The organism is Chromobacterium haemolyticum, from assembly GCF_009936155.1.
In the GTDB taxonomy this organism is placed as follows: Bacteria; Pseudomonadota; Gammaproteobacteria; order Burkholderiales; family Chromobacteriaceae; genus Chromobacterium; species Chromobacterium haemolyticum.
In genome coordinates, this window is record NZ_AP019312.1 from 1,621,972 (window position 1) to 1,644,553 (window position 22,582).

Sequence of the window (22,582 nt, forward strand, 5' to 3'; positions counted from 1 at the left end):
AGCCGCGGGCCAAGGCTGATACTGGGGGACTACGCCGGCTGCGCCTGAGCCTGGCCGACACCGAGCGAGGTCCGCCGTTGTAGTTCGGCGGCGAATTGAGCGCCGAACTGTTCCAGATACTGGCGCTGCAGCAGACATTCATGCGGCGCGTTCACTTCATACTCGATCAGCTTGCCGGAGATGTAAGGCTGCCACAGCGACGGCTGCTGATCCTCGGGGCGCAGGATGTCGGTGGTGGCGCGGATGAAGATCAAGTCGCCGTCGTAGCGTTGATAGCGGCAGCGGGCGAGCAGCTCCAGCATCAGTTTGGAGTCGTTCACCAGCCGGGTCAGAAACTCATCGCCAACCTGGCTGCCGCCCAGCACTTCCTCCATGGCGCTCTTCAGCCCCTTGATGCCGGCGCGCGGCGCGCCGACGATGGCGCGCGTCATCCGGGTGATGATGGTGGCGTCGTCCAGCTTCAGAGAAGCCGGCCCGCCTTGCAGCGGGTAGCTGTCGAACATGCACAGGAAGCTGACCTCATGGCCGTCGGCCTGCAGCATGGCGGCCAGGCGCAGCGCCAGGTTGCCGCCCACCGACCAGCCGGCCAGTTGGTACGGCCCGCGCGGCTGCACCGCCTGGATGCGCTGCCGGTATTCCTCCGCCAACTCATCCAGCGATTCAATGACGCGGTCCGGGTCGCGCAGTATCGGCGACTGGATGGCGTACAGCGGCTGATCCTCCGGCAGAAAGGGCAGCAGGCCGGCATAGGGCCAGGCGATGCCGCCGCCCGGATGGATGCAGAACAGCGGGGGCCGGCCGCCCTGAACGCGCAGCGGCAACATGGCGTCGAAGGGATCGCTGAAAGCGGCTGGCCGCTCCAGCCGCTGAGCCAGTTGGCGCGGAGTGGGGGCTGCCAGGAAGTCGGCGATGCCCAGAGAGACGCCGAAGGTTTCCCTGATAGTGTTGATCAGCTGCAGACCCAGCAGCGAATGCCCGCCCAGCGCGAAGAAATTCTGATTGGCGTAGACCTCCCCGCATTCCAGCGCTGTCGCGAACAGCCGGCACATGATTTCTTCTTCCGGGGTGCGCGGCGGCGCTTGCTCGCCGTCGTCCTGCAGCGTCGGCGTGGGCAGTTCGCTGGTGGCCAGCTTGCCGTTGGGCGTGAGCGGAAAGGCCGGCACCACGATGATGACGCTGGGAATCATGTGATGGGGCAATTGACGGCTTAGCGCCTGTTTCAGCCCCTCGCTGTCCAACTCCAACTGCTGGTTGGCCACATAGCCGACGATGGCCGGGCCGTGCGGCAGATCGCGCAGCAAGGCCACGGCGTCCTCCACGCCGCCGCAGCCTAGCAAGGCGTTTTTGATCTCGTCCAGTTCGATGCGCAGCCCGCGCAGCTTGATCTGGTTGTCCTGACGGCCCTGATAGTGAATGTGGCCGGCGTGGTCAAAGAATACGCGGTCGCCGGCTCGGTACATGGTGTCGGCGGGGTCCAGTAGATCGGGGACGAAGCCTTTGGCCGTCAGCTCCGGACTGTTGCGGTAACCGCGGGCCACGCCGGGTCCGCCGATGAACAAGTCTCCCCAGGCGCCGGGCGGCAGCAGCCGTTGCCGCGGGTCCACCACGTAGAGCCGGGTGTTGGCGGTAGCGGGGCCGATGGACAGGTCGCCGTCGCCGTAGTCGGCGTTGATCGAGGTGGCGAAGGAGGTTTCGGTTGGGCCGTAGACATTGAGCAGACGGCAGTGGGAGAAGCGCGCCAGCAGCGCCGGGGTGCACGGCTCTCCGCCTAGCATCAGGACGGTGTCCCGAGGGAAGTCCTCGGTCTGGTGATAGGCCAGCAGGCTGGGCGTCATCACCAGCAGTTTGATGTTTTCCCGTTTCACCAGCGCGGCTAGCGGCTTGCCGGGCGCGCTGGAGACTTTATCGCAGAGGACCAGGGTGGCGCCGGCCAGCAGCGTCATCATGATTTCCAGAACCGACATGTCGAAACCGGCCGCGATGAATTGCAGCACGCGCTGGCCGGCTTGCAACCCCGCCGCCCGGATCGCGGTATCCGCGATAGGCACCAGGTTGCGGTGAGTCACTTCCACGCCCTTGGGCTTGCCGGTGGAGCCGGAGGTGTAGATCAGATAGCCGGGCGCGGAGGGGGGCACGCGAGGGAGCGGGAGAGCGGCAGGCGGCAGCGCGTCCAGCGCCTCGGCGTCCAGATAGAGCAGTTTCTCCGGCGCAAGCTCGGTTTTGACGACGCCGCCGGCGGCGACGATGACCGCGGCCGGCGAGGCGTCGGCCAGAATGTATTCGATGCGGGCTTCCGGCAGATCGGGGTCAACCGGCACATAACCGGCGCCGAGCTTGAACAGCGCCACCGCCGCAACCGCCCATTCGATGCTGCGCGATACGATGACGGCGACGTCGTCGCCGGGTCGCACGCCGCGCGTCAGCAGCAGGCTGGCCAGACGGTCGGCGCGGTCGTCCAGCTCGGCGTAGCTGAGTTCGCGTTCGCCCCGGCGCAGGGCCGGCAGGTGGCCGTGGCTCCGCGCGGAGGCGGCGAAGGCGTCGGCGAAGACTGGCGGCGCGTCGGCGCGTGCTGGCAGCGGATAGCAGCGCTCGAGCTCGCCGGGCAGCAGCAGTTGGTAGTCTGAGGCGAAGGTTTCCGGCGCGTCGACGAAACGCTCCAGCAATAAAGTCATCCGCGCGTAATGCAGCTCCAGCGCCTCGAGCGGGTAAAGATCGGCGTTGGCGTTGAAGCCTATCTCCAGCCGGCCGTCGGCGTTGCGGTCGAAGATGTCTATGCCGAGATGGTCGGCGGGGCCGTTGGCGACGTTCTGAACCGTGGCTTCGCAGCCGTCGAAGTCCACTTCCTGGTCATAGGCCACGATATTGAGCAGGGTGTTGAACAGAGGCTTGTGGCCGCGCTCCGCGTACAGGTCGCGGATCATGGCTTCCGAGCGGTAGCCCTGATGCAACAGATGACGCCGCAACTGGCGTTGGATGTCCGCCGCGATGGACAACACCGTGGATTCCGGCGTGAACGAGATGCGCAGCGGCAGGATGTTGGCCACCATGGCCGGAATCTCGCGCAGGGCTTTCAATTGGCGGGCGGCCACCGGCATGCCCACCGCCAGCTCGCTTTGTCCGGTCATTCTGTGAAGATAGGTGGCGCAGGCCGCCAGCAGCACGCTGGACAGGCGGAGCCGATGCAGTGAAGCGGTTTCTCGCAGTCCGTCCACCGCCGCGCCGGAGAAGACCTTGCGTAGCCGGTTCAGCTTGCGTAGGGGAGCTTCGCCCGGCACCAGCTGGGTGGGGTCGGGAAGACCCAGGCAGTACTGGCGCCAGTAAGATTGGTCCTTGAGATAAGACTCGCTCTGACGATAGGCCTGCTCCGCATCGAACACTTGACTTAGCGGCTGCGCCGGCAGCGGCTCGATGGCTTCTCCACGCGCCAGCCGGACATAGCAGTCGGTAATGTGTTTGAACAAGATGGCGTGACCGAAACCGTCCACCACCAGGTGGGAGCCCAGCTCTATCATGCGGTGGCGACGATCGGCCAGCTTGACTATCAGATAGCGGATCAGTGGTTGCTCGGCCAGGTCCATATCGTCGGCCAGCAGTTCTTCCAGCATGGCCGAGTAGGCCTGCTCCGGGTTCGGTTTGGCGGACAGGTCGTGCCAGGAAAAATAGTCGTTGTGCAGCTTGGGGCGGAGGCGTTGCCGGTATTGCCCGGTGGCAGGGTCCGTTTCGAAAGCGGCGCGCAGGGTGTCCACCTGTTGGCACACGGTTCTGATGGCTTGTTCCAGCAAGGGCGTTTGCAAATCGCCGTTGAATTCGATCACATCGCACAGGTGGTAATGAAGATTGCGGCCTTCTTGACCGATGGCCAGGCAGACTTCTTGCTGAGCGGCGCTCAGTGGGCAGATTGATTTATCTTCTAGCATGATATTTCCAATAAATTGTGTTTTCAGTTAATTCAATGTATTTAAAATTGGATTAATGGCGGATAGGGCGCGGCTTCAAAGGCAGAAAAGCGCGCGTTCCGCTATTGCGGCGGCTTTAGAGCGGTTAATAACAGTCAGCGTTACAACCGAGGCAAGGCGCGACGACGCAGGCAGTACTTGAGTGCGGGAAGTCGACGCAACGTAGCATCAGGGGTGTGTTAGCCGCTTTTAGAACCTGTTTACGATCTGCAACGAGCTGTAAGACGTGACACGGTGAGTGCCGCTTCAGAATGCTCATGTACCATTTGTACATTTCGCTTCCTTAGCTGTTTTCGCCTTGTCTCACTCCTGCTCGCGAGACTTTGAACAGGCTCTTAGTACATGGCTTGGTTTACTGCCGGCAGATAGGCGCGGGGAAGGGGGGGTCTGTCGGCGACGCCGTGGATTGGCGTGGCCGGGGGGGGTGGGTGCGCGTTATGGCGTTTTTCATGGTTGCCCTGCACATGTCGTATAAGACGGGTCGAATATGTTGTTTTGATAATACGCGGAAATTATATCAATACGGCATGAAATTGATACAGTAAAATTCACTCGACATATGTTGGCAAGAGGGATTTGTCTCATTTGTGCAAACGCACATTTTGAGAGGGTGGATGGAATATTAATCTTGCTCAATACATGTGTTTAAAGGCTATGGTAGCTATGCGGAAAACGGTGCGACGCAGCAAACTTTGTGCTGGCTGGGAAGGCGGGTAGCGCGATCATGCCGCGGCGCGGCAAATGGGGGGCGGTGTGACGAGCGGGCAAGAAAGACGCATGGGCTGTTAACCCCTATCCGGTTGACGCCTGCGGAGAGTTGAATGATGCGCAAAGAAAAAGACCGAAATTCCGGCGCCATCCGCTGAGGGCGCCATGCATTTCGGTCTTGTGCGACAGTTGACGATCCGGGAGGATCAGAACGGTAACCGGAACTATATATCAGCAAATTGTTCATCATGCTGATGATTTATTTGGGGAAAATCGTCATGGGAAGACGGAGTAGTAAAGATCGCTTGTGTAAAGTACTTAGTCTTTCGGCTAGTAGTGGCCATCTAGTAGAGAGGTTCACTGCTGACGCTCGACGTAACCTAGGGGATGTTCCTCGGCCAAAGCTGACTTTTGTGTGACCAATGAAAAATGGCCGCTATCCCCGGAATCAGGCTGCCCGCTCCAGCATTCGGACCACGTTGAGCCTCGAGATCCCATAATCTGCGACCACGGCGATGCATTCCTTGCTGAAATCATCCACGATAGTGAGCATCCTTGATGCGTCGACCATTGGCCAGCGCATCTGAGACAAAGTCCATTGACCACACCGCATTGGACCGATCTGGCCGTTCTAAGGACTCTCGTTCCACGGCAACGCCATGACGCCGCTTCCGTCGCCTAACCATCAAGCCCGCTTCACGATACAGCCGGTAGACCCGCTTGTGGTTGACCCGCACTCAGAAGGATGTGCAAGCGGCGATAGCCAAACCGGTGCCGCTTCTGGGCCAACTCGATTAGTCGTGTCTTCGACTGCGCATTCCTGACCATCGTTCGTGCTTGATAGACATGGACACTGCGTGACAACCCCACCAGCCGACAGGCCCGTCGCTTCGAGATAGGGGTCATCTCGCGCATCCGCTGCACCGCCTCACGCTTCTGTTGCGGGGTTAACGCTTTACCCCTAGTGCGACTTTGAGTGCCTCGGCGTCCAAGATAGCCTCGGCCAGCAAGCGCTTCAGCCGGGCATTCTCGGTTTCGAGCTCCTTCAGCCTCTTGGCATCTGAAACCTCCATGCCGCCGAACTTGGCCCGCCAGTTGTAGAACGAGGCATCGCTAAAGCCATGCTGCCGGCACAACTCCTTCACCAGCACGCCGGCTTCGGCCTGCTTCAGAAACTCGATAATTTGTTCTTCCGTGACCGCTTCTTCAAGTTCGTTCTCCTAGTACAAGACGAACTTTACTAAGTTTCGGATGGCCCTGTTTATGGGGAGCAGGTTAGCATTCAATGCCGTCACCTCCAGCGTTAGCAGCTAGTAATGGACAGCCACTATTGGCACGACTGGCCAGACGCGCTGGAGTCCGCAATATCTATTATGGGTCTGTTGTGCTTGTTATCTACATTGTATCGTATGGCCCGTATTGCATGCCTTATTTCATCTATTACACGGTGTTTTACTGCCGAGAAATGCTTGTAACCAGCGCTCATAGCATAGGTGTTGGTGGTGTAGATCACCTTCCTGATTTCCGGCGGGACGTCGAAGAATGGCGTCAACCCGGTCCAGTTACGCCGCCAGGACTGGCCAATTAGCAGATACTCCCCATCCCACTTTGCCTCGAATTCGGCTAGCCGTTGCTCTGCTTCGTCGAGCGTGGACGATTGGTAGATTCGCTTCAAGTCGGAGGTTACTTCCGGACGACGCTTCCACAACATGTAGTTCAAGCTGTGCCGCACCATGAGCACGATGCACAGCTGCTTTCTGGAAGGCAGCTTCGATAGCCTCCAGGAAACCCTTCAGGCCATCGGCGCAGGAAATAAAGATGTCCTGTACGTCCCGGTTACGCAGCTCGGTCACGACCAGAAGCAAGAACTTGGCTTCCTCCGTCTGAGCCAACCACATCCCCAGCACCTACTTCTCTCCAGCGAGGGTAACGCCGATGGCGAGATAGGTGGCCTTCACGCGTACAGCCCCTTAACCCACCTCCACGTGGATACAGCCGAGGTAGGTGACCGGATAGAACGAATCCAGGGAGGGAGCCTGCCAAGCTTTGACCTTTTTGCTGACAGCGTCGGTGATGGAGGAAATTTCGAGCTTATTGTGTACCAGATTAGGTGGCAGTTTCCTGCTAAATGTCCGTTTACACCAAAGCCAGTACACGCCCCTCCATCAATATGAAATTTTGGTTAAAGACAGCAGCGTGCTGCTTGCATGGTGGATTTCTATTTATTTCGATAGATTGATTTGATCCAAATTGATAGTCTTTTGTTGCATGTATTTTCATATTGAGGATCATGTGTGTTATCTAAAGGTTGTGCCATTATATTGGCAAGGTTCGATTAAACTTACTTAGGGGGTTGTTGTGAAAAAGCTAATTGCAATTGCTATTATGGCGGGCTTCACTAGCGCAGCATATGCGAAAGTAGAAATAAAAGGAAATAACACGCAGGCAGTAAAGGTTAAAAATGGTGCAATTCTTAACATGTCTAGTGGCATGGTATCTAAGGCGAAATTGAGTGCGGCATCAGTTGAGGGTAATGTAAAAATTGATGGGAACAATACTCAAACGCTGGATGTGAATAATGGTGCTCTTTTAAATATGGCTATGCCTGGGAGCGAGGCTGAGTTGAGTGTTGGAACAGTCACTGGCAAATAGTGCATGTAGTTATTAATTGTTGCGGCGGCCAAGGATATTATTGATGGCCGCCGCATGTGAGGATGTCATGAAAATAATAATTACTTTCGCATCATGTTTTCTAATTAATTTCTTAGTGTTTAAGGGGGCTGTTTTTGCAGAAGAGATTGCAACTCGAAAAGGAGTAGATCCAGCACAAAATGCGAAGGTCACATCTGCATTGGCGAGAAATAGAGTGTTGCGAGCTTCTGACGGAGGAACTGGTAATAGCGAGCTAACTATTGAGAAAAAAAATGACAATGGCTTTAGGCGTAAAAATTGTTCTACATCAATTGGGAATATAAATACAGGTGATATGCGTGCAGGCGGGCGTACCCCAAAAGAAAATATAGTCATTATAAAGGGGGTTGTAGTTAATGAATGTTAAGAAATTACGTAGGAAAGAAATTTTGGATAGACGGAGCCGGTATCATAAAATGTCCAGTCAGGTACTAAGTCGTTTGCTTTCATCCATTGTCGCTATATCTGTCGCGGGGTGTACGTTGTCACCGCGAGATAATAAAGAGTTTTTAAAATCAGCGTATTCAGAGGGAAGTCCAGTAGTAGAACCTATTCGTTCGATTAGTTCATTTAGTCAATCATTGGCTTGTATGGATGATATGTTAGCAGAGTCGAAACAAGGCCCGTTTCTTATTACCAGTAAATCTATTGCTGATTCTTCAGGGAAGGCGGGTGCTTCGGTTAAAGATATTGTTATCACGTCTTTATCCCAAATGTCACAGCGTAGTGGGGCGTTTAAGTTTGTAGACTATGAGGTGAGTTTCACACATCAGGATACTGTTCAGTATTTGAGCAGCTTATTGCTGGGAATGAATGCATTATCCATAACCCCTCCCAGTGTATATGTTTCTGGTGCAATCAGTTATGTAGATCAAAATATAATTGCCAAAAGAAATAGCCTAGGCCTATCAGTTGATAGTTTAATCAAGGGTAAAGAAATAAATTCAGATTTTGCGACGGATTCAGATGTTAATGCATCTGTAATAGCTTTGGAGCTGCACCTTGGGGAAATGCAAACGCGTACTCTAATTCCAGGGCTGTATTCTGCTAATTCTGCAATTGTCGCTAAAGGTGGAGGGGCATTTGATGGTGGCGGTTCTATTTTAAAGACAGGTGTTCAATTTTCTTTTTCTAAAGATCATAGTCAAGGAACTGGAATCGCAATTCGTGGGCTGGTAGATTTAGGAATGATTGAATTGGTTGGGAAGTGGTTAAAATTGCCATATTGGAAATGTCTTGCATTAGGAGAGTCTGCGCCTGAGTTCCAACGAGAGCTGCATTCTTGGTATCGGTCAACCTCGCCAGAAGAACTGCTTCGATTTGCGCAGACTATATTGCGTCGTCAGGCATATTTTGAAAAAGAGATTGATGGTCGCTCAAGTATTGACCTAAAAAAAGCGATTGCACAATATCAAATGGATAATAACTTGCCTGCTACTGGACTGTTGGGTTTTCCAACTTATGAGCGTATGATTGCAGCTCAAGTGCCTGTCGATGTATTTGGTGCCGCCGCGCCTATTAATAATATTCATAAATTTTCAAATACAAAAGCAGATATTAGTAGTTCTGTAGTTGCGGGCTATGCCCCCGCTCAGGGGCCTATTTCAATGGATTTGCGCTCTAAAAATGGAAACACTATTTTAGTGAACGACCAAATTCAGCTGGAAATCAGTTTAGGGCGCAGTGCGGCTTTACGTTGTTATTATCAAGATGCATCTGGTGTAGTTTCTCAAATATTTCCTAATCCAATGCAGCCTGCTAGCGATGTGCGCGCAAGGACGAGTATTTATATCCCAGATCAGGATGCTGGATTCAAAATTCGCGCAGAACGGGCAGGTAAGGAAAGAGTATCTTGTTATGCAGCGAACGCTGGCGTTTTTGACTTATTGCCGGCACCACTGCTAGGTGCTGGATTAGAGCCACTTCCTGGCGGTCATAGTATGGAATCTATCAATGACAGTATGGTTGCATTAAAGGCTGGTAGCCTTAGTCATGTAGAAATACAAATAGGTATTTCTCCTGCTGGTTCAAAAAGTAATAAAGGTAAGAAATGAAGATTCTTTACAACATTGGTGCGCAGTTATGTATTCTAGGTTGGATCTTAAATTGTCAAGCTGCAATCTTTGTGTTGCACGAAGAAAAGATGCCTGACTTGGGGGGAGGGAAAGAAAAAAAGGAGCCTGTAATTATTACGGGAGATAACCCAGGTGGGGTTGAACCCGTTCTCCGTGTTGAAAGTATTTTGCGCGACAGGGAAAAAGCTGCTGAAAAAAAAGTAATTGAGAATGAGGCTCTTGTCGCTTATCGTCTAGGCTTGAAGTCAAATAGACATGAAGCGGAGCACCACTTCCAACGGGCAGCAGCTATATGGAGAAATTTTGCAGATGTAGGTGACAGTAATGCTGATTTTGCACTCGCATATCTTTATCTGATTGGACGCGGAGTGCCAAAAGATTTAAATATTGCGAAAGCATATTTAGAGAAGGCTAATGAGATCATTGGATCAAAATACTTATATCTAAAAGGCCTGATTGAAATAGCCTCTGGCAATGAGCAGATTGGCAATCGATATATATTGGATGCAGCTAATGCTGGCGATAAATTTGCTCAGAATGAGCTTGGTATATGGTATGAAGTAGGAAAAATGGGGGGGGCATTGGATAGCTCTTTAAAATGGTATACTAGCGCTGCAGATAAGGGATTAGCACCTGCAGCACTTAATCTAATGTGTTTGCAAGCCATAAAGGGACTGAGATTTAGAGTCCAGGATGTACGAATGCTTGCCGAGCAGGGAGAGCCACATGCAATGTATGATTTAGGTACCTTTTATCATAAGGGGGAAGGCGTAGGCATTGATTATTCTATGGCTATTCGTTGGTATAGACGAGCCGCATTACATGGCGAGCCAAGAGCGAAGTATATATTGGGATTAATCGAATCAAAAATAAAAAACCCCAATTATAACAATACCACTTGGATGCGTGAGATTTTGCACTATAGGGAGGTAAATCAGCCATCTTTTCTGTGCCGGGATAAGCCGCTTCCGCGGCACGCCGACCTAATATCAGATGATGTGATATCGTGAGATAGTGGAGATATTGTATGCTTTGTTACGTAAATCCATGAATTGCACAGACCCTAGGGCAACTCAAAACCTCGATGCACCAGCCAACTGGTATAATTACATCGTCCTGAACCTCGTTCGGCCGTGTCCGATGAGCCATCAAGAATGACCTGTTCGCTGCTTACCGGCTCTGTTACACAAACCACAGGCAGGGCGAGTGCTCCCTTTCCCCAATCAGATTTACGCCGCAGCCACTGTTCGAGGACGGCCCAGCATGCTGAAGCGGTTTCAGATGACAGAGCGTCCTGCAGCTCAGCCACTTGACCATAGAAGCACTAGGCGGTCATCCTTCACCCAGCAGTTTGAAGCAATGAATCTTGGTTTCCACCAGGCTGCGGCGATGATAGCTGCTCCAGCGCCTCCAGATCGCTCTACCCTAGACGCTTGGTGGTCCGCAGAATCTCGCTCCGAGCCAGCACGCCCAGCAAACCTTTTCATGGCTTCGCATTCTTGCGGGGCAGAATACACCCGATCGCATCTCGCGTAGCAATCGCCTCATGGCAGGCCTTAGGCCCGCTAACAAAACCTGTCGATAAATCGTAGGCAGATCAATGAGAAAGCCAGCTTGAACAAAGCGTATGCGCAGCTTGCCGAAGCCCGCTAGCCAAGAAAGGGTACCGGTTGTAGCTGGCCATTTTTAACCCCAAGTGCCGATGGTGGCCATCCTTGATTAAGAGAACTAGTCTGGAGTTCGGCCAAAGTCAAAGCATATGCCATTGTGCTATTGTGCTATTGTAACTGATGTTAGCTAACTAGCAGAATCTCTCATGAGCGATCAACACACCTACGCGAGGTTTTGGCGCTGCGCGCTACAGGTTAATCCTGTCGGCTACAACGGTACCTACCGGGGAGCGGATCACGGACTGGATGAGGGCGGCTACAATCAAGCTCTGCTTCAAAAGTGCCTTGAGCTGGGTATCAAGGTTGTCGGTTTAGCCGACCACGGCAGCGTGGCCAGCGTCGATGCTTTGCGTCAGGTGCTACAGCCGCACGGGATCGTGGTGTTTCCCGGCTTCGAGATCGCCTCAAACGACAAGACACATTATGTCTGCCTCTTCCCCGAGGACACCACAGTGCAGCAGCTTGATCGCTACCTTGGCAACCTCAAGCTGCATGATCCAGCGAATGGCATCCGGCCTTCTCGGCTGAGTTCGGAAGAACTGATCGAAGAGGTCGATCTATTGGGCGGGTTCATCTACGCCGCACATTGCACGCAGGACAGTGGGCTGCTGAAAAACCGCCTGAACCACGTATGGAAGCACTCCAAGCTGCGCGCGGCCCAGATTCCGGGGTCGATAGACGACCTGACGAGCATCGAGGGGGACTTCTATCGCAAGGTGTTTTTGAACAAGGACGACAGCTACCGGCGTGAGCGCTCTGTGGCAGCGATCAATGCCAAGGATGTAGCCAAGCCTGATGACTTGGATCAGCCGAGCGCAACGTGCTTCATCAAGATGACACGGCCTACTTTCGCTGCGTTCAAGGTCGCCTTCCTTGATCCAGGGTCGCGAGTCCGGCTCAACTCGCAGCAGGCCCAAAGCCCAATTGGCAAGGTGGTACGCATGACGGTGGCCGGTGGCTACCTTGATGGCGTCCGGGTGGATTTTTCAGACCATCTCAACACGGTGATCGGCGGCCGTGGAACGGGCAAGTCAACCTTGCTCGAATGCCTGCGCTTCGCCTTGGACTTGCCACCCAAAGGCAAGCAGGCTCAGAAGCTCCATCAAGAGATCATCAAGGAGAACCTTGGTCGCTCGGCCGGTCGGGTTGAGTTGACAGTAGTGTCCTCTGCCCAGAACGGTAAGCAGTACACCATCTCGCGCCGTCATGGTGAGCCGCCGATGGTGCGTGACATTGATGGCAATGTCTCCACCCTGCTTCCGCGCGACTTGCTGCCGGGCATCGACATTTATGGGCAGAACGAGATTTACGAGCTGGCCCAAGATGAAACCAGCCGAGTGCAGTTGCTGGATCGCTTTCTTCCTCAAGACGGGGAGTACGAGGCGAAGAGCGCCGACGTGCATAGGCGCTTGAAGGACAACCAGCAGAAGCTCATGAAGTCCCTGACCGATCTTGACGAGCTGAATGCACAGGTTGAGCTCTTGCCGAAGCTGGAAGAGCAGCTTCGCGGGTTTGATGAGCTGGGGATCAAGGAGAAGCTGGCGAAGACCTCATTGCTTGCACGCGAACGAGAGATTGCCAAGACCGCGACCGATGGCGTGCAGAGCTTTCGTGACGCGCTTTCAGACCTGCGTGACTGCTTGCCTGACCTTGACTTCATCAACGATGAGGCCCTTGAGGGGTTGCCTGATGCTGTCCAGTTGCTCGCTATGCGCGCTACGCTGGATGGACTCAAGCAGGGGTTCACCGACCATCTGACCACTATGCAGGCCTTCCTTGATGACAGGGCAGGACAGTTCACCACCCAGCATGGTGCATGGCAGCAGGCGATTCAGGAGCACGAGGCCGAGTTGGAGAAGGCGCTGCGGACGTTGCCCGCCACTGCGGGAAAGAGCGGGCAGGAGGTCGGTGTTGCCTATCAGAAGTTGATGGGGGAGGTCGAGCGCATCAAGCCCATGAAGTCGCGGGCAACTAACCACGAGTCCCAGCGCGACGTCTTGCGTCAGGAGCGGCGCAACTTGTTGGCCGAGCAGTCCAATTTACGTGGACAGCGCATACAAGTGTTGCAGAAGGCTGCGAAGAAGCTGAACAGGCGGCTTGAAGGCAAGCTCAAGGTTGAAATTGTGCCGGAGGCTGACCGCACGCCATTGATGACGTTCCTGCTTGGTTGTAGGCTGGACGGTGTGGGCGAAAAGCGGCTTGCGTTCATTGAGAACGCCGAGACGATCACCCCGTTGTCGCTGGCCCAGTCGATTCAGAAAGGGTCTGCCGACGTGCAACTCGATTGCGGCGTCACGCAGATTGTGGCGGACGCACTCACCAAGCTCCATTTGTCTCAGCTGATGGAGTTGGAGGCCTTGGAGCTGAAGCATCGCGTGGACATCTTTTTGAATGTCGCTCACGGCCAAGCCGATCCGGTATTCCGGCCGCTCAACAAGCTCTCAACAGGCCAGCAGTGCACGGCAATCCTGCACATGCTGCTGCTTGAGAATGTCGATCCCCTTCTGATGGATCAGCCTGAGGATAACCTAGACAACGCCTTCATCGCGGATCGAATCGTCAGCGAACTCAGGGAGGCCAAGACTGGCCGACAGTTTTTGTTCGCGACACACAACGCGAACATCCCCGTGTTTGGAGATGCCGAGTGGATTGGCGTGTTCACAGCCGCTGAGAATCAAGGGTGTCTCGGACTGGAAGCACAAGGCTCGATTGACGTTCCTGTGATTCGAGATCAGGTGGCAAGCATTCTGGAAGGCGGGCGCGATGCCTTCATTCAGCGCAAAGAGAAGTACGAGTTCTGATGGCCTGAATTGCCTCTCATTTACTAGATACGCGAATAGCTGCTTTCCCGATGTGAAAGCAGCTATTACTCATTGTGGGCTTAAGCGACTGCTTAGGTCGAAGAGCGCTCAGCAAAAAACTGGCGGTGATTCAGAGCCGGGTGATGGAATCACCGCGCGAATGCGCTGCGGATTTGAAATGCGAGGTGATGATGGCTTTCAAGTAGGAAGGTATGCTGGTGTTGAAGTAAGAATTACTAGTGAAATTCATGCGAATACTCAATGAGGTCGTGCTTTTCCTGTTTATGCAGTTGACACCACAGCTGACTAGGATGACGCAACCCCTTCGGTCTCTCGCCATTACAGAGGCTTCAACACTGCTACGATTTGCCTCGTACCATGATGGCGCATCGTTTTTATCGGTCTTGCTTGTGCCTTTCGCTTGGCATCGCCATCGAAGGTTCCTGCAGTTCAACGTAAGAGCCCGAATCAGGCTGACGTTGCCTCTATGTTGGACACCGACGGGACCGTAAGCAGGTATTAATCCCTACTGATCGCGGGGCAAGATCACTCCCCGGTTTTGATGTCATATGAGTACTATCGGTACTTGAAAGGCAGTTCTCGGTTGTTCGTCTTCCATGACCCATATCTGACGTCTTTACGAAGCCTTTTCCATGACGCTCACGACCGGGGCTGTTGACCCAAACCGCTCATGGTGGTTTGCCACCCGCTTCTGTAAGCCATACCCTCTTCCTGAAGGTCGTTCTGTGCGCCAGAGGCACCCAATTCCGCTTGCTTCAGTGCCAAACGATTTGGGCTGTGTGGTGGCTCTCCATTCAACGCATGTTCTACGGTCAAGCGTATGAGTATGTTTCGTATATTTTTGTATTGAAATAAATATCTCAGCTAGAGAGTCAAAAAATGCGGAACAAAGATAAATTGATGATGTCTATTTTCAAAATAGCCATATTAAACGCCGTTGGCTATTCAAAGTATTTTATGAGAATTAAAAGCGAAGCGTGCTAGTCTGCAAAATTTTGCCGAAATGTAAAATTTACCACGCAAAGCGATTTGCAATTCAGTCAAAATTATTGAATATCAAACCTACCTTCATAGTTATAAAACACGGATTAATGTTTAGCGGCCAAAGGAGGGGTAAAGAAAGCCAGCAAAGCCAAACCAAACCTTAACATTTGCAAAGCAAAGGATGAAGAATGAAAATTAAATTTATCATGTTTCCACTTGTATTTTCCGCAGCAGCTATGGCAAAGCCTGTCTACATAAATATAGATAGCGACACTCAAAATAAATCAATAACTTACACTGCTAAAATAAGATTGGCTAGCGGCTCGGATTGGATTAATCTCGGTCCTGTTTATTCTGGCATGAATAAATTTAATATTCACGCTGATGTTGATGGTGAGGATGGGACTCTTTGGTTGGAAGGCTTGGGGAATCAGAAGTTTGTTTCTCACTTTTCCAAAGAAAAAGGCGATGATGTTATTGAGTTTAAAGTCAATTCCCTGAGAAGTGAAAAGCAAGATGAGAACGCAGTCATTGAATATAATTCAACTGGTTCGGGAAGTGGTTTAAACTATAAGATGTTAGGTGTTAATCGCAGGGCGGAAGTCTATGCATTGTCTCCGGACGCAACAAATTCCTGGCCTACAGTGTGTGAGTTTGCTGCGGCAGGAGTTACAGGGCACAAAGTGCTTATCTGTGCCATTAAGTCTACTCCTCAGATTGTGTTCACGAGCACCTCTGATTCAGGGCTAGCGTTTCGCGTTGGGGTGTTTAAAGGGAATTTCTCGTCTAAATACTCAGCTTCTTATATTAAAGGAAAACCAACGAAATATGGTTTTCAAGGTTGGCTTTTTTATTCTAAAATCAAGTTTGATGGTGGTCCCAACCTTTATTTTGGGGAGTTCAGCGGAGGAGGTATTGGTGTAGGCTTATACACTGGGAATGGTATGTTTATGTAAGCTCAGGGAAGACCTGAATTAGCAACTATCGGTGATGGAAATACAAATTCCTTGATAAGTTTTTTCCAATCAGCTGAGCTATCTCAGGCACCCTATTGTCAGGATGACCGGATACTCCGGTTATCCTGCGCTTAGCTGGAGAAGTTCCGATTTGATCTGATCATTAGACCTTGCCGAGAGGTAGAGTGGCTATTTTATTGAACTCTAAAGCCACGTGCAATTCAATACCGGGGGGCATTGGACCTCCCAAGGAATGCCGGTAGTGAGAACGGAAAAGATGCCATTGAGGCTGCAAAATCATTCAGCTGCGGCTTCCTTCCCTGACGGGAGCTTGATACTGGGGTACAGCTGCAACGACTTCCAGAGCTTCTGACTAACGACTTTACGTTTTATTTCCCCAAGAAATAGGTATAGGCATCAATAGGTTTTGTTAGTTGGCATTAACAGCCCAAAATTTTCTTTACAAAAATTTTTTCTGTCCTTGTAAATTATTAATACCAAGCACAACACCAACAAAGTAATGCGCACAAAACATAAAAACAAGTGGGGCCGCAATAAATATTGGAGGATAATGAGATAAGGGCGTATTATTTGCTTCCTTTAATATCAAAGCGCTTAGTATTAGCCATAAATGACCAGTTGCACACAAGCACTGCGGCAGTAACATTTTACTTTTTGCCCATCTGTCAAAGCCGTAAATTTTCAATTTCAAAACAATTATTATCATCAATATAAAATTAATGACACCATATGCAATCATATGAAACGCCAAAGGAAAAACCAGAATCAAGCTGCTGAAAACTAATAGTACGAAAATACTGAAGTAAAATGAACTCATTGATAATGTAGCCATAAACCTCAGCGGTTTTTTTTTTGATTAATTTCACTGATTCACACTCCTAAAGCTAGCTCAGTTTAACGTTACACCATAAGAAGGTCGACATGCACAGAACCAATAACTAACTTGAATACCCGCCCCGGTCGCGAGTTAACTCTGTATCGAATGAGTCTTTAAGACTAGTGGTAGTTCATTGTAGTTAATTCAGTAGAAAGCGAATTCTAAAGCAGTAGAATCACTGAAGATGACAGATATGATGTTTAATGTTTCATTGAGTGTGAAGTCACATCAATCAGTCTTGGGATGCTAAGGCTTTGCATGAGATACACAACCCATGGTGATAAGTATTCAGCAAATGGCTATGAAAACTTAACAAATCCACCTCAATCCGCACAAATTCTCCACGATCATCCATGTTGAAAAAATTTTCCCATATCAACATTAGGTCAAATGATCTTCGCAATCATCAAAGACACTACATGTTGTCCCGGCTATTTGCGTAGGCATCGCAGTGATTTCGCTTGGCCCATATAATCAACACTATTTACAATGAGAACCAGGTATGCCGATCGCTTCGGCGTACGCTCGTGGCTGTTGAGTGTCGATAATCGGAATCTTCATGATCAATGCCTATTGGGTAAGCGGTGGTTTGTCACTACAGCTTTGGCACATCTATGCTGGCAGGGGGAGAGGCCATCCCGTTAGATCAGATCTGAACTTCTATGATCGACGAAATAAAAAATTTAACGCACTGCCAGATAAAATGTACGCAATTCTCAATATTGCTTTAAGCCGTATTTACTCAATATTTTACTTGTTTCTCCATTTTTATTCATTTCATCAATTATTTTAAAAAGGCTATCTTTGACTGATAGATTCTTTGATTTTTTTGAAAAAGCTATTGAGTACTTTACTGATTGGAAAGTGCCAGCATTCTTTAATTCCGGTATTTTTATTTCATCAATCAATCTATTCCCCACATCAGAATTCATCGCTAGTATTGTACCATCCGGGTATCGGCCTGCCTTAAATTTCTTCAAAATTATGTCGTTTGAAACCTCAATCAGAACGGTAGCGTTGTTCTTGTCCGCCAGGTCAGCTACTGCATTTGAAATTCCAGATGGCCCATAAACCACAATTAGCTTTTTGTCCAAATCCCTTCCGTTTTTATAACTAAAGATATTATTTTTATCAGCAAAAAAAGAGTATCCAGAAGTTACAATTGGGGAAGAAAATAAAAAATTTTCCCCTCGTTCGGCAGTTGGCAACATGAAAACAACTCCATCAGCTTCTCCACTTAATGCCATATGGTACGTTCGCCGCCATGGAAATACTTGCACTTTGCAACTTATTTTTGCGCTCTGACACGCTAACTTAAAAATATCATGCAAGGCACCAAGTGGCGAATCTGGGTTTCCACTAGTAGCATATGAAAAAGGAGGTAAATCCTCCGCAACAAAAAACAACTTTTTTGCAACAGTATTATTTGAAAGAATTATGGCGAATATAAAAAAAATGGAATGCCACATACTATCACCTATAGATTTAATCACGCAGGTAGCGCTAGTAATAAACTCTACAATCCCTCTCAGTTTAGATTGTAATAGTTATCATTGGCATTGGCGTTTTTATTTTCCGTTATTCAGCGGCCCCTGTCGATCCACTCCAGCAGGGCGATGGTGGCAATTTCAATAATTATCAAAGTGAAGCTAACAAGAACAACGTAGATATCAATGCCATCGATGCACCATATGTAAAACAATATAATATAATATAGCAAATACGCAATTGGAACAAAATATACCAGAAATCTTACTGCGATGTTTGTTGTGCTGCTTGTTATTTTGTTTTTACTCAATATCATTGCTAAATTACCAAAATAAATAAAGATATAGTTTCGTCCACCCAATAGTCTATAGAAAGATTTAGATATTTCTAACATGAACGACCACCCAATAAAAAACCCGGGGCGAACCCCGGGTTGATTTGGCAAACTACCTTACCAGTTGTATTTCACACCGCCCTGCAGGCTGCCCTTCGTGAACGAAGACATGTCCGTCTTCACCCCCGCGCTGCCCCAGACTTCCAGCCGCTTCGACAGGTTGCCCTGCAAGCCCACCTTGAATTCGCCGTATTGCGATGGCAGATCCAGGCTCACCTGCTGAGCATCGAAATTCATCCCTTGCGAGCCACGGTTGTTGTACCACCAGTTCAGCTCCGCAAACGGACGCATCCGCGTTTGCTTCGCCTCATTCTGGAAGTCTCCTTGCAACCTCACACCCAGCCGCGCCAGAACCGTGCCCATCGATTGGCCAGAAATCATCGTGCCGGTCGATTCTTTATGATCATCCGCCCGGTAATCCGAGTAGATCAGTTGTACCTGCGGCTGCAGATAAACCTGCGCCCCCGGGCGCTCGTCGATCTTGAAGGAGTAACCCCCTTCCACCGAACCGGTGAACACCTGCGAGTGGTAGCTTTCCCCGCTCAGACCCTGGCCCTGAACCTGGTTATTGAACCGGCCATACATCAGCCAGGTGTCAATGTACGGACCCGAGAGCTCGTCTTGATGACCATACCACGTGCCATAGACGCCGCCGCTGACGCCATCCGCCTTGTGGCTGGCGCTCAACCAGCCATTGTCCACCGAGCCGGTATGACGCGAGTACTGACCCATCACACCCAGGTGGACTTTGCCATTCGCGCCAGCGCTGAAACGGGCAACATCGCTGCCAAAGTGCACCACTTGCTCCGTGCCATTGCCCGTCAGACCATTGGCATCCCAATCGGTTTGCGAGCCCGCTATGCGGAACCAGCTGTTATTGCTCGGCTCGCCACCGTTACCGCCCACACCCGGCGCTTGCGCCTGGCGTTCGCGCAGCGTATGCACTTGCCTGTTCAGTGCAGCCTGGCGGTTGGCCAGATAGCCGCCCACTTCTGGACGATAGACCGGTTCGCTCACGCTAGGCGGCTGCCGCGGCGCAAGCTCCGCTTCCGGCGGCCCGATCTTTTCTTCTGGCGGTGGCGGGTTAGTAGGCGCTATGGCCGACACCAGATACCAATCCTCGGTCTCGCCACCGTTGCCGCCACGCGCCAAACGGTAGTCATAAGCGCCATGTGCCAGCGTGCCCACGCCTTGGCGGTAACCATCCGAACGCGCGTCCAGCACAAATGCCTCCGCGGTCGTCGTCGCGCCGTTTTGCGTTTCCACCACGCGGATGCCTTGTTGCGTTTGTGCGCCATCGCCGCCCGCATGCTTGAACACCAAGTTGGTGTTACCCGTAACCGCGCCACCATCAAAGATCAGTTTGTCTGTTGCCGAGCTGTCGTCGCCCATATAGGTGTTCAGCACCACCGTGCCGTTCTGGCCCACGTAGTCGCTCTTTACCGTCAGCGTTTTGAAATCGCCGCTAGTCGGCGCTGCAAACGCCGCGGTGCCTTGCAGGTTCAACGCCGCCACATCGGACGAGCCGGTGATGTTCCAAATACTATCCTCCGACACGCTAAGCGCACCCAGGCCGCTTGCTTTGCCCTGCCAGTTCGATTGCTTGGCGAGGTTGATTTCCGCTTGGGAAGCCTTATCGACCAATGCGTCGCCACTCAACTGACTATTCGAGGCATCCAGGACAAAGCGCTGATCAATACCACTTTCGTTTACCAACAGCAGCGAACCGGACGCGCTGGCCACCGTGCTGTTGGCCAGCTCCAGACGCGACACGCCATCACCATGTGCAGAGATAGCAGTGCCCGCGGCGGCCACCTGAGTACCGTCCAGGCGAATCACATCTTCCAGCCCTTGCTGCGACGAGAACTCAATGGCGCGGCCCATGGCATGGTTAGCAACAATCGAGCCGCCCTCCATATCAATGCGGCTGCCCTGCTTTGCATACAAGCTGGCGCTAGCGCCATCCGTCCGCACCGTGCTGTCAGTCAACTGGACGGCAGAATTCTCAATAGCTGCAACGCCATACGCCTGATCGCCGGCCGTTTGCAGCTGGCTGCCATTGACCGATGCCTTGCCGCCTTCGGTGGCATGAATGCCATACGAACCTTGTCCCTCTGTGTTGAGGGTAGATCCAGCAACTAGCACAGAAGCCGTATCGCCCCTGGACACCACGCCGCGTGCGTTTTGGCCGCTCGTGTTGATGACAACCTGATCCAGATTAGCGCTGGCGTTCCATGCCGCCACGCCCGTGCTCAAATCGCCATGGGTGGTTATGCTGGAATTAATCAGAGTGGCATTTGAACCAGACAAAACATCCACTCCCATTCCCTTATCTTTCAGTGTTTCGATGCTGCTATTACTAAGCAACAAGCTTGCGCCATTAAATAGCGATGCCCCCGTGGAAGCCGTGCTTTTACCCGGCTCACCATAGGTCTTGATCGTGACATCATCGGCATTGATTTGAGCATTATCTACCCAAAGACCGGATGCAGCCTGGCCGGTAGTTTCTATTTCAACGCTGTTAAGATCAATTTTCGAGCCAGTTTTTGCTGCAGCCCCCGCAGAAGAGACACCGCTGGTAGTAATGGTCGCTTGCACCACATTAATATAAGCACCATTACTTGCGTACAGGCCATTGCTATTTTCACCTGTGGTTGTGATGCTACTTTTTTTAACCTCTTCCGAACCGTCCTCTTTTACGACAGTAAGACCTATCACTTCAACCATCGCATCGCTGTTCATAGCGCCCACAGCATGAGCCCCCACCCCTGTCGTGACAACCTCTGCTTGTGCCGCACTAATAACAGCATCTCCTTTTTTATTCCCCTGTGCATACAAACCAAACGCATTGTCGCCCGTAGTTTTTATAGAGTCGCCATTTAGTTTAATTCGACTACTCAGCACATAAGCACCGTGAGAGCCAACGCCTGAAGTTAAAATTTCAGTTTTCTTTTCGCTCGACAAATCGATGAAGCTATTATCTGGATTGTTAGCATACAAACCATAGGCATAGTTACCATTGGTTTCAAAAGAGCCACCATTGATAGTAATCGTCGAGCCGCTATTTGCCTGGGCACCCCCCCCCTGGCTCACAACCGTTACATCGTTCAATGTTAGCTGGGCCCCAGACTGGGCATATGCTCCATATCCTCCAGAATCAATACTGCCACCATTCATGACAAGCTCGCCGGATTTTGAAGTGGATCTTACACCAGGGCCCAGAGCTGTTTTAATTTTAGTGTCTGTTAACTCAACACTCCCCCCTTCTGTGCTTGCCCCAGCCCCGTTCTGACCATAAGTATTGATTTCGGCATTTTTGATGACTACCTTGCCATCTGAGCTCGCAACAACAGCGTGAGAATCTCGCAGACGATTGCTTTCTCCTGTTACCAACTTACCGCCATTAATTTCTACTCTGCCGCCATTCAGGGCGTACACGGCACTCACCGCCTGTCCATCGGCAGTGATGGTCGTATCATTGGTAATAATGATCGCATCCACACCTCTCGCCTGTACCGTAGAATCTGCACGAATGCTCCCCCCCTCAGAAGATACAACTGTCTCTCCCAGTTCAACTGTTTCTCCAGGTTTGGCTATTACCACTGGCATCGCATTAGAGGTAAAAGAGGCGCCGATACCCATGGTCAGCGCAACAACTGAAGCACACACTGCCGAGCGACTCTTGCCACGTGCGGGAGCGAGTTCCGAAACAGTCACCCACTGCTGGGTGACTGCACTCCAAATAACACGGTAAATCTTGTTCATCTGATTGTCCTAAATGAATATTGGTGACTAAAAACCGTGCGATAGCTGCTTGGCCACTACGTCAGAAATATCCCGCCAACCCAGACACACTGGACTTCCACAACGGAACCACTGCTCATGCTCAGCCTGTAAGAATGAGAGCAACACCGAGCCCTACCACTTAAACGGCAACCAG

General features: G+C 51.4%; 10 protein-coding genes and 3 pseudogenes. 6 read left to right on the top strand and 7 right to left on the bottom strand.

All coding sequences use genetic code 11. The features are described from left to right. Positions 1-29 precede the first annotated feature (29 nt). The 3 genes and pseudogenes from GYH29_RS07570 to GYH29_RS07580 form a co-directional block, all read right to left on the bottom strand. Positions 30-3,917, bottom strand: coding sequence for a non-ribosomal peptide synthetase (locus GYH29_RS07570; RefSeq protein WP_161523449.1), 3,888 nt, complete (start codon positions 3,915-3,917; stop codon positions 30-32). A 1,198-nt stretch (positions 3,918-5,115) separates the two neighbouring features. Next, positions 5,116-5,848: pseudogene (locus GYH29_RS24810) on the bottom strand (IS3 family transposase); the annotation flags it as partial. 311 nt (positions 5,849-6,159) lie between these two features. After that, positions 6,160-6,748 (bottom strand): annotated as a pseudogene (locus tag GYH29_RS07580) (IS256 family transposase); the annotation flags it as partial. A gap of 274 nt (positions 6,749-7,022) precedes the next feature. Here GYH29_RS07580 and GYH29_RS07585 point away from each other — a divergent pair. From GYH29_RS07585 to GYH29_RS07600, 4 genes are read left to right on the top strand one after another with little or no spacing between them, the layout of a single operon-like run. Continuing rightward, positions 7,023-7,316 (top strand): hypothetical protein, encoded by a 294-nt coding sequence (locus GYH29_RS07585; protein WP_161523450.1) that lies wholly within the window; start codon positions 7,023-7,025, stop codon positions 7,314-7,316. Between the two features lie 43 nt (positions 7,317-7,359). Further along, positions 7,360-7,722 carry a hypothetical protein gene (locus GYH29_RS07590; protein ID WP_161523451.1) on the top strand — a complete coding sequence of 121 codons (363 nt, stop codon included), beginning with the start codon at positions 7,360-7,362 and terminating at the stop codon, positions 7,720-7,722. After that, positions 7,712-9,409, top strand: coding sequence for a DUF4384 domain-containing protein (locus GYH29_RS07595; RefSeq protein ID WP_161523452.1), 1,698 nt, complete (start codon positions 7,712-7,714; stop codon positions 9,407-9,409). The genes GYH29_RS07590 and GYH29_RS07595 overlap by 11 nt, the downstream gene beginning before the upstream one ends. Further along, the gene (locus GYH29_RS07600) at positions 9,406-10,440 is read left to right on the top strand and encodes a tetratricopeptide repeat protein (protein WP_161523453.1); all 1,035 of its coding nucleotides are present in this window, start codon (positions 9,406-9,408) and stop codon (positions 10,438-10,440) included. Before GYH29_RS07595 ends, GYH29_RS07600 begins: the two co-directional genes overlap by 4 nt. A 328-nt stretch (positions 10,441-10,768) precedes the next feature. Here the strand turns inward: GYH29_RS07600 and GYH29_RS07605 are convergent. Beyond that, a pseudogene (locus tag GYH29_RS07605) lies at positions 10,769-10,988 on the bottom strand (IS5/IS1182 family transposase); the annotation flags it as partial. A 258-nt stretch (positions 10,989-11,246) separates the two neighbouring features. On the opposite strand from GYH29_RS07605, the gene GYH29_RS07610 reads away from it, so the two are divergent. Further along, on the top strand, positions 11,247-13,901 hold the full coding sequence (locus tag GYH29_RS07610; RefSeq protein ID WP_161523454.1) for a TrlF family AAA-like ATPase: 2,655 nt from the start codon (positions 11,247-11,249) through the stop codon (positions 13,899-13,901). Positions 13,902-15,094: 1,193 nt separating this feature from the next. Next, complete coding sequence (locus GYH29_RS07615) at positions 15,095-15,862, top strand: hypothetical protein (RefSeq protein ID WP_161523455.1); 768 nt, start codon at positions 15,095-15,097, stop codon at positions 15,860-15,862. A 460-nt stretch (positions 15,863-16,322) separates the two neighbouring features. On the opposite strand, the gene GYH29_RS07620 is transcribed toward GYH29_RS07615, so the two are convergent. The 3 genes from GYH29_RS07620 to GYH29_RS07630 form a co-directional block, all read right to left on the bottom strand. After that, positions 16,323-16,700 carry a hypothetical protein gene (locus GYH29_RS07620; RefSeq protein ID WP_161523456.1) on the bottom strand — a complete coding sequence of 126 codons (378 nt, stop codon included), beginning with the start codon at positions 16,698-16,700 and terminating at the stop codon, positions 16,323-16,325. Positions 16,701-17,476: 776 nt separating this feature from the next. After that, the gene (locus GYH29_RS07625) at positions 17,477-18,229 is read right to left on the bottom strand and encodes a substrate-binding periplasmic protein (protein ID WP_161523457.1); all 753 of its coding nucleotides are present in this window, start codon (positions 18,227-18,229) and stop codon (positions 17,477-17,479) included. A gap of 470 nt (positions 18,230-18,699) precedes the next feature. Next, complete coding sequence (locus GYH29_RS07630; RefSeq protein WP_161524567.1) at positions 18,700-22,407, bottom strand: autotransporter outer membrane beta-barrel domain-containing protein; 3,708 nt, start codon at positions 22,405-22,407, stop codon at positions 18,700-18,702. Positions 22,408-22,582: the final 175 nt, after the last annotated feature.

Coding starts and splice junctions, on each gene's coding strand:
- GYH29_RS07570 (WP_161523449.1), bottom strand. CDS start 3,917: ATGCTAGAAGATAAATCAATCTGCCCACTGAGCGCCGCTCAGCAAGAA.
- GYH29_RS07590 (WP_161523451.1), top strand. CDS start 7,360: ATGGCCGCCGCATGTGAGGATGTCATGAAAATAATAATTACTTTCGCA.
- GYH29_RS07595 (WP_161523452.1), top strand. CDS start 7,712: ATGAATGTTAAGAAATTACGTAGGAAAGAAATTTTGGATAGACGGAGC.
- GYH29_RS07600 (WP_161523453.1), top strand. CDS start 9,406: ATGAAGATTCTTTACAACATTGGTGCGCAGTTATGTATTCTAGGTTGG.
- GYH29_RS07610 (WP_161523454.1), top strand. CDS start 11,247: ATGAGCGATCAACACACCTACGCGAGGTTTTGGCGCTGCGCGCTACAG.
- GYH29_RS07615 (WP_161523455.1), top strand. CDS start 15,095: ATGAAAATTAAATTTATCATGTTTCCACTTGTATTTTCCGCAGCAGCT.
- GYH29_RS07620 (WP_161523456.1), bottom strand. CDS start 16,700: ATGAGTTCATTTTACTTCAGTATTTTCGTACTATTAGTTTTCAGCAGC.
- GYH29_RS07625 (WP_161523457.1), bottom strand. CDS start 18,229: ATGTGGCATTCCATTTTTTTTATATTCGCCATAATTCTTTCAAATAAT.
- GYH29_RS07630 (WP_161524567.1), bottom strand. CDS start 22,407: ATGAACAAGATTTACCGTGTTATTTGGAGTGCAGTCACCCAGCAGTGG.